Origin of the sequence: Bradyrhizobium sp., assembly GCF_017881085.1 — a bacterium.
Taxonomy (GTDB): domain Bacteria; phylum Pseudomonadota; class Alphaproteobacteria; order Rhizobiales; family Xanthobacteraceae; genus Bradyrhizobium.
Genome location: NZ_JADGRI010000164.1, coordinates 1 through 11,568, shown reverse-complemented (window position 1 = coordinate 11,568; position 11,568 = coordinate 1). Strand labels below are relative to the sequence as shown.

Genomic DNA, 11,568 nt, shown 5'->3' with positions numbered 1-11,568 from the left:
GAAATGATGCAGCAAGGCACGTTTCCGTGACGGGCCGATGCCGGGGATTTCCTGCAGGCCCGCCTCGCGGATGTCCTTTTTGCGCAGCTTGCGGTGCGAGCCGATCACGAAGCGATGCGCTTCGTCGCGCAGCCTTTGGATGAAATACAGCACGGGGTCGCGCGGCTCCAGCTTGATCGCCTCCTTGCCCGGCATGAACAGGGTTTCGCGGCCGGCGTCGCGGTCCGGCCCCTTGGCCACCGCCAGCAGCGTAACCTCCGTCAATCCGAGCCCCTCGAAGATTTCACGGACGGCGTTGAGCTGGCCGCGGCCGCCGTCGATGACGACGAGGTCGGGCCATTGCGGGAACGAATCATCGTCCTTGGGCTTGGCGGCATCGCCGTCCGCCGGAGGCGTCAACAGCCGCTTGAAGCGCCGCTGCAGCACCTCGCGCATCATCGCATAGTCGTCGCCCGGCGTCAGGCCTTCGGACTTGATGTTGAACTTGCGGTACTGATTCTTGATGAAGCCGTCCGGCCCCGCCACGATCATGGCGCCGACCGCGTTGGTGCCCTGGATGTGGCTGTTGTCGTAGACCTCGATCCGCTTCGGCGGATGCGGCAGCCCGAGCGTGGTGACGAGCCCGGCCAGCAGCCTTCCTTGCGTTGCGGTATCGGCGAGCTTGCGCCCGAGCGCCTCGCGCGCGTTGGTCAGCGCGTGGGTGATCAATTCCTTCTTTTCGCCGCGCCGGGGCGTCGAGACTTCCACCTTGAAGCCGGCCTTGATGGAGAGCGCGTCGGCCAGCAGCTCGCTTTCCTCGATGACGTGCGACAGCAAAATGAGTTTTGGGGGCGGCTTGTCGTCATAGAACTGCGCCAGGAACGAGGCCAACACCTCTTCCGGGGTGAAGGATTTCTCCGCGCGCGGAAAATAGGCGCGATTGCCCCAGTTCTGTCCGGTGCGGAAGAAGAACACCTCGACGCAGGAATAGCCGCCTTCCTGATGGATGGCGAACACGTCGGCTTCCTCCACGGTGCGCGGATTGATGCCCTGCTGCGACTGGATCGCCGACAGCGCGGCGAGTCGGTCGCGGTAGAGTGCGGCGGTTTCGAACTCGAGTTCGCCGGAGGCCTTTTCCATCTCGGCCGCCAGCTCCCGCTTGACGAGCCGGCTGCGGCCGGAGAGAAATTCCTTGGCCTCGCGAACGAGCTCGGTATAGCCGGGAAAATCGATCTCGCCGGTGCACGGCCCCGAGCAGCGGCGGATCTGGTAGAGCAGGCAGGGCCGGGTGCGGCTTTCGAAAAACGCGTCGGTGCAGGAACGCACCAAAAAGGCGCGCTGCAGCGCCGTGATGGTGCGGTTGACGGCGCCCGCGGACGCGAACGGTCCGAAATACTGCCCGGGCCGGGTCTGCGCGCCGCGGTGCTTGAGGATCTGCGGCGCCCAATGGTCGCCAGTGATCAGAATATAGGGAAATGACTTGTCGTCGCGCAGTTGCACGTTGAAGCGCGGCCGCAACTGCTTGATCAGATTGGCTTCCAGCAGCAGCGCCTCGGTTTCGGTCGAGGTCGATACGATCTCGACCGAGACGGTGGCCGCGATCATGCGCAGGATGCGGGCAGGCTGCGGCGCGTTGACGCGCGCATAGGAGGACAGCCGCTTGCGGACGTTTTTCGCCTTGCCGACATACAGCACGTCGCTGGCCGCGTTCAGCATGCGGTAGACGCCCGGCGAGGTCGGGGCGAGCCTTACTGCGTGTTCGATCGCGGCGTGGCCGACCGCGAGCGGGCCTTCCGCCACGCTCCCGTCGGTCTCCTCCGCAAAGGCCTCTTCGGAAACCTCCGGCAGCAGCACCTCGTCGTCCTCGTCGGCGGTGGCCGTCGCGGGGTCGAGATCCGCCGCGGAGGCATCCTGCGGCGGCAGGTCCCCGTCCCGGGCGGCCGGTTCGGAACCGGGCCGCGCCTTCCGCGGGGCCGGTGCTTTCGGGTCGTCGCTAGAATCGTGATCCATGGCCTGAATTTAAGCGTCGCCGCCGGGCATCGCCAGCCGCCGCGGGCCGGTGTCCCGCGGGATCGCGTAACACTTTCTTAAGAATGCTGAGCGGGCGGTAACCGCCCTTAACAACCCTTTAACTTAAAAGTCTCGATAAATCTTATCGATAGAAAGTGGAGTTCCGTAACCATGTGGGCTCGCTCGCACCATGCGTCAGGCGAGCGAACCAGCGGTCACGGCCGTAGCGTTGGAGAGTAACATGAGCAGGATCGTTTTGCGCGCGGTGGCGTCGATCGCCGCGGTTTGGACGGTGTCGGCGCAGGCCGCCGACTTGCCTTACGGATCGCGCGCTCCCTACACCGTCAATCAGCCGCTCAATGCCTATAGCTGGGCCGGCCCCTATCTCGGCGGCAATCTCGGCTACAGCTGGGGCACGGTCGACAACAATCCGACCAAGCCGTCGGGTGTCGAGGGCGGCGTCCAGGCCGGCTACAACTGGCAGACCGGTCCGTGGGTGTTCGGCGTCGAGGGCGACATCCAGGCGACCGGCGCCGACGATACATTCGCGCCCTGGAAGTTTTCCAATCCCTGGTTCGGCACCGTGCGCGGCCGTGGCGGCTATGCCTTCAGCAACATCCTGTTCTACGGCACCGCGGGTCTGGCGTTCGGCGAATTGCGCGGCGAGACCTTCGGCCTGTCGGAAACCCACACCAATTTCGGCTGGACCGCGGGCGTCGGCGCCGAATTCGGCTTTGCCCAGAACTGGAGCGCCAAGATCGAATATCTCTATGTCGATCTTTCCAACAGCAACTTCACCATCACCGGCGCGTCGAACGGTTACCGGTTCGGAACGGTGCGCGCCGGCGTGAACTATCACTTCTGATAGAACCAAGAAACGTTCCTGTCGCGACTCCCGGCCGCCGCTCGCGGCCGGGATTTTTTTGTGCCCGCGCGCGACCCGTTCGATCCAGCCGCCTCTCGGGTGGGGCTTTCAGGACGAAATCACCAGGTTGACCGCCTTGGGGCCCTTGCCCTTCTTGTCCGGCTCGACCTCGAAAGCGATACGCTGTCCTTCGGTCAGATCCTTCAATCCCGCCCGCTCCACGGCGGTGATGTGGACGAACACATCGCGGCCGCCATCATCGGGTTTGATGAAGCCGTAGCCACGTTCTCCGTTGAAGAACTTGACCGTACCAGTCATGGCCATCGGGAAACTCCTCCCCGCACTGCTTTCGCCGCTGCGCGCCCGCGCATCGGCCCGACCGGACATTCGCTGTCGGAAGGCTTGGCCACCCGTCCGGATTAGGCTCTCAACGCCGATCCGTCTTCAAAATGTTTTCGAGGCCTTGTCACTCCGCCGCTCCCATTCGCGGAAAGCGGGACGTAAAGCCGATCCCAATGAGACGGAGCATAATACGGTTCCCGGCAAATTGCCTACGGTGCAAATCGGACTTTTCCCTGTATCCGGAAACGCGGGCCGGCCGGGTAGCAGCGGACCGGCTTTAGGGTTTCGGCGTCTCGAGCCTGAATCGGCCGGCGCCGCCCTGCCCGAGCGGTTTTTCCAGTTCGGGCAGGATCGCCTTCAACTCGCCGAGCAGCGTCCACGGCGGATTGACGATCAACAGACCCGCGGAGGCGAGTGCCGAGTCGGCGCTCTGCGGCGCGACGCTGAACTCCAGGCGCAGGGCCTTTCCGGGGGGCTTGCTCGCGCCCACCGCCTCGGCGACATGGCGGGCGAGGGTGTCGGTGGCGCGGCGGCTCTTCACCGGATACCACAGCAAATAGCTGCCGGTCGGCCATTTCGCGTAGGCCTCCGCGAAGCCTTCGGCCAGCCGCTCGAATTCGTCCTTCTGCTCGTAGGGCGGGTCGATCAGCACCAGGCCGCGGCGCTCCTTCGGCGGCACGAAGGCCGGCAATGCCGTCCAGCCGTCGAGATCGACCACGCGGGCCTGGGTGTCGCGGCGCAGCGCGTCGATCAGGCGCTTGCGCGCCTTGGGCTCGACTTCGCAGGCGGTCAGGCGGTCCTGCGGCCGCAGCAGCGCGCGTGCGATCAGGGGCGACCCTGGATAGGCCGTGAGATCGCGGTCCGGATTGAAGGCCCTGACGATATCGAGATAGGGTTTGAGCAGCGGCAGCGTTGTTTCCGAGAACCGCGCCTGCATGATCCGCGCGATGCCGGTCAGCCATTCGCCGCCGCGGCTCGCTTCCTCGCCGGTCAGATCATACAGCCCCGCGCCGGCATGGCTGTCGATGACGCGCAGCGCCGCCGGCTTCTCCTGCAGATAAATCAGGATGCGCACCAGCACGATGTGCTTGATGACATCGGCAAAGCCGCCGGCATGGAAGGCGTGACGGTAGTTCATGGCGGAGGGTTACGACATCAGGCGACGAAAGTAACGCTCGTCGTTCCGGGGCGATGCCCGGGTCCGCGCAAGGCGCGGCCCGATCACGGGCTCCGCATCGAACTATGATGTGCAATTGCACGTCCGAGAATCTCGAGATTCCCCGATGCGCAATCGCGCATCTGAGGTCTGGTGCCGCACCATCCCGGAAAGACGCTGTCCTGGAATCAGCCGCCCCGCATCGGCGGCATCACCACCTCGTCGCGCCGGCAGGCGCGGCGGTCGATTTCCTCGCAGGCGCGGAATTGGAGGTCCTTGCTCATGCAGATCCGCACCTCGCTGAGCCGGGTCCGGTTACAGGTCACCGATATCGCCGATGTACTCAGGCCCGGATTGGCCTTGACGAAGGCGTCCTCGATCTCGGCGGGCGCCACCGTCTTCTGCTCAGCCAGTTCGAGATATTCCGGCGGGATTTTCACCACCGCGCGGGCCTTGCGGATGGTTTCGAAATAGGCCCGCGCGGGAAGTCCGGAACAGGTGCCGTGCTTGTCCCATTCGCTGAAAATCAGCCCGGGCGCCGGCATCAGATCCAGCATTGACGCCATGATATTGCGATCGAGCCGGGGCGACGGCCGCTGGCAATAGTCCGGGAAGCCGCGCTCATATTGCGGCCACAGGCCGTGGACCACGAAGGAAAACGGCCGTCCGCCGCACTGGGCCTGCGAACGCCCTTCATTGCCGCGCTCGGCGGCCTCCTCGCAGAAGGAGGGCGACCACGACAGCGACAGCACGTAGAAATCGAATTCGCCGGGGGCATTTTGCCGGCGATCCTGTGCCGGCGCCGTCCCTGCCGCCAAAACCAGCAGCCCCAGCGAGATCAACAACCGCGAAATCCAGGCCAATCGAAAATGCAACATCGCTACGCTCCCATTCCCAACACGCCGGAAACGTAGCAGCAGATTGGAACATTTCAAGAACAAAATAGGAAGCTGTCGCGAGCCCAAGTCTTAGGCAGGCCTTAGGCGCGCGTCTCAGGCGGGAGATCGGCAGCGAACCAGCGCCGGAAATCAGGCAAAAATCAGGGTCTCGCGGCCTTGCAGCGGGGATTATAGGCCCAGTCGCGGTCGAGCCCGACCACGCACCATTCGACGCCCTGGCCGAAACCGGCAAAACCGCCATCCTCGATGATCGAATAGTGCACGGTGCGGATCTTGCCGTCGCTCAGCATGGCCTCGGCGCTGCAGTAGCGGCGCGGGATGTTGTCCGACTGCCAGGGCCGGAACGCGGTTTCGCGAATCTCGCCATAGGCGGTGATCCGCAGGTCGGAATTCCAGAAGGTGCTTTCTTTTTCCCAGAACTGGTTGGTGATGGTTCCCAGCGCGCTCTCGCACGGGGCGACCCGCCCCTCGTAGCTGGGACCGAACAGCCCGAAGTTCAGTTCCAGCGGATTGGCCGCCTGGGCCGTCTGGCCAGGCAGCGATATGCCGAACAGGACGCCGAGTGCGGCGCCAAGGCCGGCTTTTTTCAACGATGCGAAGAGGTCGAGCATGGGCAATCCGCCGGAATAACCAGGGCCGGACGGTGCCGCGAAGCCCGCATGAGGTCAAGTGCAACGCGGCAACACCTGCCGATAAGTCCACCGCGAACGGACGGCCGTTCTTTTCATGGCCTGCGATGCGCTCTAAGGTATCGCCGAGCCAAATGGAGTCTGCGATGCGAATGATGGGGGCTGCGAGCCTGGTTGCCGTTTGCGGGATGCTGGCGTGCGCACCGGCGCGCGCCGATTATGTGCCGGCGTTCAGGGGCAACGATACCGGCGGCATCATCGCCTTTCCCATGGCCTCGCAGATGGATGTCCGCCAGCTCGCGGTCAATCACTGCGCGTCCTACGGCAAGGTGGTGAAATTCCTGGCGGTGGATGCCCAATATGGCGGGTATATCTCCTTTGCCTGCCGCTGGGTGCCGTATGGCGCCGACGACCGCCCGCTGGTCACCCGCTACTGAGCCACGGCATCGCAACCAACGGAACCGACCAACCGGGAGTGGGGGAGCATGACGCGACGGCTTCTTTCATTGGCTCTGGGGACCGGCCTGCTCGCCTTGCTGGCGGCGCCTGATGCGCGTGCGGTGGAAATGCCGGTGCGCAAGGCGGGCCTGTGGGAACTGAAGATGGTCAGGACCGGGTCGCCGCTGCCTGAAATGACGATGCAGCATTGCACCGACGAGAATACCGACAAGGCGATGACCGCCGCGGCCTCGCCGATGTCGAAAGAGGTCTGTTCCAAGAACGATATCCAGAAGACCGCGACCGGTTACGTCACCGATTCCGTTTGCAGCGTCGCCGGCATGTCGATGACGTCGCATTCGGAGGTCACGGGCGATTTCAATTCCGCCTATACCGTCAAGACCACCTCGCACAGCGAGCGCGGCCCGGCCGGCACCCCGCACGACGCCACGACGACGATCGAGGCGAAGTGGCTCGGTGCCTGCAAGCCCGATCAGAAGCCCGGCGACATCGTGATGCCCGGCGGGTTCAAGATGAACGTCAAGGACGCCGAAAAGCTCAAGGGTCTGATGCCGAAGTGATGTCCTGAGCACCTCGCCCCGCAAGGCTTCGTAGCCAGGATTGCGCTGCGCTCCATCCGCGCTACCGTGACTTCCTGAATAACTCTCACACCGGGATCCGCACCGTGGCGCGCAGGCCGCCCATCGGGCTGTCGCCGAGCGTGATGTCGCCGCCGTGCGAGCGCGCGATGTCGCGGGCGATGGCGAGGCCGAGGCCCGTGCCGCCCTCGTCCTGGTTGCGGGCGTCGTCGAGCCGCAGGAACGGCTTGAACACTTCCTCGCGCATTCCAGGTGGAATCCCGGGTCCGTCGTCGTCGACCGTCACGGTCAAATAGCGGTGATCGCGGTGGCCGGTGATCGAAATCGCGTTCGCGTGCCGGGCGGCGTTGGAGACGAGATTGGCGAGGCAGCGTTTGAAGGAAGCCGGCTTCACCGTCACCACCGGCAGGCCGCGGAACGCCACGGTGGCGGTGTGGCCGTTGCGCTCGGCGTCGCTGCGCAATTCCTCGAGCGCCGCGGCCATGTCGGTCGGCTGTGCGTGCTCGCCGGAGTCGCCGCGCGCGAAAGCGAGATAGTCCTCCAGCATGCCGGACATTTCGTCGACGTCCTTGCGCATGCCGTCTACCTCGGGGCTGTCGCCGATCAATTCCAGCTCCAGCTTGAAGCGGGTCAGGATAGTGCGCAGATCGTGGCTGACGCCGGCCAGCATCGCGGTGCGCTGCTCGATTGAGCGCTCGATGCGCGCTTTCATCTCGAGGAAGGCATGCGCCGCCCGGCGCACCTCGCGCGCGCCGCGGGGCCGGAAGTTCGGCGCCTCGCGGCCCTTGCCGAAGCTTTCGGCAGCGTCCGCCAGTCGCAGGATCGGTCTGATCTGGTTGCGCAGGAACAATACCGAGACGATCAGCAGGATCGACGAGGTGCCCAGCATCCAGAAGATGAAGATCTCCGAATTCGAGGCGTAGGCCGCACTGCGCAGCGCGAAGATGCGCATCACCGCGTCCTCGAGCTGGATGCGGATTTCCACCTGGTTGGAGCGGCCGACCGTATCGATCCAGAACGGCTTGCCGATCTTGCGGCCGAGTTCCACCGAAAGCGTCTGGTCGAGCAGCGAGAAGAACGGCTTCGGCCCGGGCGGCGGCATGTCGCCGACCGGCAGGAAATCCACCACCAGCTGCAGCCGCTGCTGGGCGATGCGGCGCAATTGCGCGCGGTCCTTGTCCTGCGGATAGGTGTGGTAGACGTCGATCAGGCTGGCGATGTCCTGCACCACCGCGGCCGACAGATGCCGGGTGACCGTGTTCCAGTGCCGCTCCATGAAGACGAACGTCACCACCGACTGCAGCACCACCATCGGCACGATCATGATCAAGAGCGCGCGGGCGTACAGCCCGGTCGGCATCCAGCCCTTGAACGCGTTGCCCATCCAGCTGTTGGCCGCGGAAACGCGGCCGGCGGCGCTGCGGATCAGGGTGATGCCGGTGTCGAGCGTGCTCATCTGATCATCTCGAATGGCTCAAGGCGAGGCGACCAGGCGATAGCCGATGCCGCGCACCGCCTGAAGGAACAGCGGGTTGGCGGGATCGCGTTCGATCTTGCGCCTGAGACGGTTGATCTGCACGTCCACCGCGCGCTCGTTGACGGTGCCGTTGCCGGTGAGCGCGCTCCGCGGCACGGTTTCGCCGGGCGCCACCGCCAGAATGCGCAGCATCTCGCGTTCGCGATCGGTAAGGTGGACGGGTTCGTCGCCCTGCCGCAGTTCGCCGCGCTCCAGATGATAGACGTAGGGCCCGAACGCGACCTGCTCCAGCGTTTGCGCCGGCGGCGGCGCAGTGCGCTTGAGGATATTGCCGATCCGCAGCACCAGTTCGCGCGGCTCGAAGGGTTTGGCGACATAATCGTCGGCGCCGATCTGCAGGCCCTCGATGCGGGCTTCCGCTTCATGGCGCGCGGTCAGCATGATGATCGGTACCGACGACGAGGTGCGGATGAAGCGGGCGAGATCGAACCCGGTTTCGCCGGGCATCATGACGTCGAGGATCAACAGATCGAAATGCAGGCCGTTCAGCTTGGCGCGGGCGTCGCTGGCGCTCATCGCGGTGGTGACGCGATAGCCTTCGCCGCAGAGAAAGCGCGACAACAGATCGCGGATGCGGCGGTCGTCGTCGACCAATAGCAGATGCGGCGCGTCGTCGGCCGGTTTCGGCGGGGTTCGCGTGATGGTCGCAGCCTGGATCACGCCTGGTCCTTTGCGGTTGCGGCGCCGGGCTTGAGGATCGTCTCCAGCACCTTGTCGGGATCGTCGTGATCGATCATCGCGCGCAGGAACTGGCGGACCGTGTCGGCGCCGTCAGGTGTGATATTCCCGAGCGCGCGGTTGATGCGATCGGTCTGCAGGCCGGCGAGCTTCGCCACCAGCGCCTCGCCCTTTGCGGTGGCGAAAAGGAGGCGTTGCCGCCGGTCGTTATTGCCGGTCTTCTGCACGATATAGCCTTCATCGAGCAGTTGCTTGAGCACCCGTCCCAGCGACTGCTTGGTGATGCGCAGCACGTCCAGCAGATCGGCGACCTTCAGGCCGGGATAGCGGTGGACGAAATGCAGCACCCGGTGATGCGCCCGGCCAAACCCGAACACCTCCAGCTCATGGTCGGCGTCGCCGACGAAATCCCGGTAGGCGAAAAACAGCAACTCGATGATGTCCCAGCGCAAATCCCCGGCCCTGGGAGCAGGGGACCGCCCTTCGGATGCCCGCGAATCAGGGTCGGGCGAGATGTGCGAGAAATTTATGTCAGCCATATTGACGTATCTTGGGTTCAATGTTACAAAACGATCAGCCGCAACGAAACATTAAGTCGTCTCGTCGGCTTTGATGTTTCAAAGCGGCCTGAAAAGCCTGAGGTGGCGGCCAGGGCCGCGAATTTGACTACCGTGCGATTGTCGAGCGGCATTTCGGCAAACATACTGGACTTCTGCCTTCCACAAAAGCATGTCCTCAGGGGACACGCCTGCGGGAGACCGGCCGCAAGGCGGTCACGGGTTGAGGGCCGGACGTAACCAACAGCGCCGCGGGCGCGAGGCGCGCGATCCGCGTCAATCCGGGAGAGGGCCCATGGCAGTTTCGTTGGACAAGATCGATGACGTCATCTCGTCGAAATCGGGCCAGCCGGCCCGGAGCGACAGGCCGGCGCCAGACATCGCGCCGGCTCCGACAGCGGAAAGCAAGGGCAAGGGAATGAGCTTGAAATTCGAAATCCAGCCTGCGACCCATCCGACTCCTGAGAAGGAGCGCGCGGCGAGGCTCGTGGACCCGGGCTTCGGCCGGATCTTCACCGATCACATGTCTGTGGTCCGCTACAATCACGCGAAGGGCTGGCATGGCGCGCGCGTCGAGACCCGCGCGAATTTCCCGCTCGATCCCGCCGCAGCCGTTCTGCACTACGCGCAGGAGATTTTCGAAGGCCTCAAGGCCTACAAGCGCGACGACGGCGGCGTGAACCTGTTCCGCCCCGACGCAAATGCGCGGCGCTTCCACAATTCGGCTGAGCGCATGGCCATGGCGCCGCTGCCCGAGCCTGTGTTCATCGAAGCGGTCGAGCAGCTCGTGCGCCTCGACCGCGCCTGGATCCCGGGCGGCGAGGGCAGTCTCTATTTGCGGCCCTTCATGATCGCGAGCGAGGTCTTCCTCGGCGTGAAACCATCAGCGGAATACATCTTCGCCGTCATCGCCTCGCCGGTCGGCTCCTATTTCAAGGGCGGACCTGCGCCGGTGTCGATCTGGGTGTCGGAGAACTACACGCGCGCCGCGATCGGCGGCACCGGCGCGGTCAAATGCGGCGGCAATTACGCAGCGTCCCTGCGCGCGCAGGCCGAGGCCATCGATCACGGCTGTGATCAGGTGGTCTTCCTCGACGCGGTCGAGCGCCGCTACATCGAGGAACTCGGCGGCATGAACGTCTTCTTCGTGTTCGACGACGGTTCGCTCTCGACGCCGCCGCTCGGCACGATCCTGCCGGGCATCACCCGCGATTCGATCATCGCGCTCACCCGGGATTCCGGCGTGCGTGTGCGCGAGGAGGCCTACACGATCGACCAGTGGCGCAGCGATGCCGCCACCGGAAAGCTGAAGGAGGCCTTCGCCTGCGGCACGGCGGCCGTCATCTCGCCGATCGGCAAGGTGTGTTCCGCGAGCGGTGATTTTCTCATCAGCGGCGGCGCCGCCGGTCCCGTCGCCATGGGGCTGCGCAAGAAGCTGGTCGACATCCAGTACGGCCGCGCGCCCGACCCGCACAACTGGATCAGAAAGGTGCTGTGACTTCCCCTCTCCCCTTGTGGGAGAGGGTGCGAAGCGAAGGCGGGTGAGGGGTTCTCTCCGCGGATGCAGACCCCTCATCCGACGCCTCACTTCGTGAGGCGCCACCTTCTCCCACAAGGGGAGAAGGGAAGTAAGCCGAGGTTGCCGCATCGCGCCCCGGCTGGTACCAACGCCGGCCATGGCCGAGAAACCGAAAAAACCCCAAAAGCTGAGAGCCCGCCTGCCGCGCGGGCTGGAGGATCGCGGCCCCGCCGCGATCAATGCCACGCGCGCGATGGTGGAAAAAATCCGCGAAGTCTATGAGCGCTACGGCTTCGAGCCGGTGGAAACCCCGGCGATGGAGTACACCGACGCGCTGGGCAAGTTCCTGCCGGACCAGGA

Annotated in this window: 14 protein-coding genes; 5 read left to right on the top strand and 9 right to left on the bottom strand. The window is 64.8% G+C overall.

Translation table 11 applies throughout. The annotated features are described in order from the left end of the window. A partial coding sequence (uvrC, locus tag QZ213_RS16385) for an excinuclease ABC subunit UvrC (RefSeq protein ID WP_291687136.1) occupies positions 1 to 1,989 on the bottom strand: 1,989 nt, incomplete at its 3' end. 241 nt (positions 1,990 to 2,230) lie between these two features. Between uvrC and QZ213_RS16380 the strand changes: the two genes are divergently transcribed. Next, complete coding sequence (locus QZ213_RS16380; RefSeq protein WP_291687135.1) at positions 2,231 to 2,854, top strand: outer membrane protein; 624 nt, start codon at positions 2,231 to 2,233, stop codon at positions 2,852 to 2,854. 108 nt (positions 2,855 to 2,962) lie between these two features. Here the strand turns inward: QZ213_RS16380 and QZ213_RS16375 are convergent, their stop codons facing one another. The 4 genes from QZ213_RS16375 to QZ213_RS16360 form a co-directional block, all read right to left on the bottom strand. After that, positions 2,963 to 3,178, bottom strand: a complete 216-nt coding sequence (locus QZ213_RS16375) for a cold-shock protein (RefSeq protein ID WP_291687134.1) — start codon at positions 3,176 to 3,178, stop codon at positions 2,963 to 2,965. 295 nt (positions 3,179 to 3,473) lie between these two features. Then, positions 3,474 to 4,334, bottom strand: coding sequence for a 23S rRNA (adenine(2030)-N(6))-methyltransferase RlmJ (gene rlmJ / locus QZ213_RS16370; protein WP_291687133.1), 861 nt, complete (start codon positions 4,332 to 4,334; stop codon positions 3,474 to 3,476). Positions 4,335 to 4,540: 206 nt separating this feature from the next. Next, positions 4,541 to 5,230 carry a ribonuclease T2 gene (locus tag QZ213_RS16365; RefSeq protein ID WP_291687132.1) on the bottom strand — a complete coding sequence of 230 codons (690 nt, stop codon included), beginning with the start codon at positions 5,228 to 5,230 and terminating at the stop codon, positions 4,541 to 4,543. 161 nt (positions 5,231 to 5,391) lie between these two features. Beyond that, on the bottom strand, positions 5,392 to 5,862 hold the full coding sequence (locus QZ213_RS16360) for a hypothetical protein (protein ID WP_291687131.1): 471 nt from the start codon (positions 5,860 to 5,862) through the stop codon (positions 5,392 to 5,394). A 164-nt stretch (positions 5,863 to 6,026) separates the two neighbouring features. On the opposite strand from QZ213_RS16360, the gene QZ213_RS16355 reads away from it, so the two are divergent. Continuing rightward, on the top strand, positions 6,027 to 6,317 hold the full coding sequence (locus tag QZ213_RS16355; protein WP_291687130.1) for a hypothetical protein: 291 nt from the start codon (positions 6,027 to 6,029) through the stop codon (positions 6,315 to 6,317). Between the two features lie 48 nt (positions 6,318 to 6,365). Continuing rightward, positions 6,366 to 6,899 carry a DUF3617 family protein gene (locus tag QZ213_RS16350; protein WP_291687129.1) on the top strand — a complete coding sequence of 178 codons (534 nt, stop codon included), beginning with the start codon at positions 6,366 to 6,368 and terminating at the stop codon, positions 6,897 to 6,899. An 85-nt stretch (positions 6,900 to 6,984) separates the two neighbouring features. On the opposite strand, the gene QZ213_RS16345 is transcribed toward QZ213_RS16350, so the two are convergent. Genes QZ213_RS16345 through QZ213_RS16330 form a run of 4 tightly spaced genes read right to left on the bottom strand, consistent with a single transcriptional unit; the run spans position 6,985 to position 9,823 of the window. Next, positions 6,985 to 8,373: an ATP-binding protein gene (locus QZ213_RS16345; RefSeq protein WP_291687128.1), complete on the bottom strand. Its 1,389-nt coding sequence runs from the start codon at positions 8,371 to 8,373 to the stop codon at positions 6,985 to 6,987. Between the two features lie 18 nt (positions 8,374 to 8,391). Next, entirely contained in the window at positions 8,392 to 9,114 is a 723-nt protein-coding gene (locus tag QZ213_RS16340; protein ID WP_291687127.1) for a response regulator transcription factor, read from the bottom strand. After that, positions 9,111 to 9,671, bottom strand: coding sequence for a MarR family transcriptional regulator (locus tag QZ213_RS16335; protein ID WP_291687126.1), 561 nt, complete (start codon positions 9,669 to 9,671; stop codon positions 9,111 to 9,113). Before QZ213_RS16335 ends, QZ213_RS16340 begins: the two co-directional genes overlap by 4 nt. Positions 9,672 to 9,694: 23 nt before the next feature. Next, positions 9,695 to 9,823 (bottom strand): hypothetical protein, encoded by a 129-nt coding sequence (locus tag QZ213_RS16330; RefSeq protein WP_291687125.1) that lies wholly within the window; start codon positions 9,821 to 9,823, stop codon positions 9,695 to 9,697. A gap of 284 nt (positions 9,824 to 10,107) precedes the next feature. On the opposite strand from QZ213_RS16330, the gene QZ213_RS16325 reads away from it, so the two are divergent. Together QZ213_RS16325 and QZ213_RS16320 are read left to right on the top strand one after the other, a co-directional pair. Next, entirely contained in the window at positions 10,108 to 11,187 is a 1,080-nt protein-coding gene (locus QZ213_RS16325) for a branched-chain amino acid aminotransferase (RefSeq protein ID WP_291687137.1), read from the top strand. A 178-nt stretch (positions 11,188 to 11,365) separates the two neighbouring features. Further along, positions 11,366 to 11,568 (top strand): ATP phosphoribosyltransferase regulatory subunit (locus QZ213_RS16320; RefSeq protein WP_291687124.1); only part of this gene is annotated, 203 nt, incomplete at its 3' end.

Bases quoted from the DNA above. Each gene is read 5' to 3' on its own strand.
- QZ213_RS16380 (WP_291687135.1), top strand. From the start codon at position 2,231: ATGAGCAGGATCGTTTTGCGCGCGGTGGCGTCGATCGCCGCGGTTTGG.
- QZ213_RS16375 (WP_291687134.1), bottom strand. From the start codon at position 3,178: ATGGCCATGACTGGTACGGTCAAGTTCTTCAACGGAGAACGTGGCTAC.
- rlmJ (WP_291687133.1), bottom strand. From the start codon at position 4,334: ATGAACTACCGTCACGCCTTCCATGCCGGCGGCTTTGCCGATGTCATC.
- QZ213_RS16365 (WP_291687132.1), bottom strand. From the start codon at position 5,230: ATGTTGCATTTTCGATTGGCCTGGATTTCGCGGTTGTTGATCTCGCTG.
- QZ213_RS16360 (WP_291687131.1), bottom strand. From the start codon at position 5,862: ATGCTCGACCTCTTCGCATCGTTGAAAAAAGCCGGCCTTGGCGCCGCA.
- QZ213_RS16355 (WP_291687130.1), top strand. From the start codon at position 6,027: ATGCGAATGATGGGGGCTGCGAGCCTGGTTGCCGTTTGCGGGATGCTG.
- QZ213_RS16350 (WP_291687129.1), top strand. From the start codon at position 6,366: ATGACGCGACGGCTTCTTTCATTGGCTCTGGGGACCGGCCTGCTCGCC.
- QZ213_RS16345 (WP_291687128.1), bottom strand. From the start codon at position 8,373: ATGAGCACGCTCGACACCGGCATCACCCTGATCCGCAGCGCCGCCGGC.
- QZ213_RS16335 (WP_291687126.1), bottom strand. From the start codon at position 9,671: ATGGCTGACATAAATTTCTCGCACATCTCGCCCGACCCTGATTCGCGG.
- QZ213_RS16330 (WP_291687125.1), bottom strand. From the start codon at position 9,823: ATGCCGCTCGACAATCGCACGGTAGTCAAATTCGCGGCCCTGGCCGCC.
- QZ213_RS16325 (WP_291687137.1), top strand. From the start codon at position 10,108: ATGAGCTTGAAATTCGAAATCCAGCCTGCGACCCATCCGACTCCTGAG.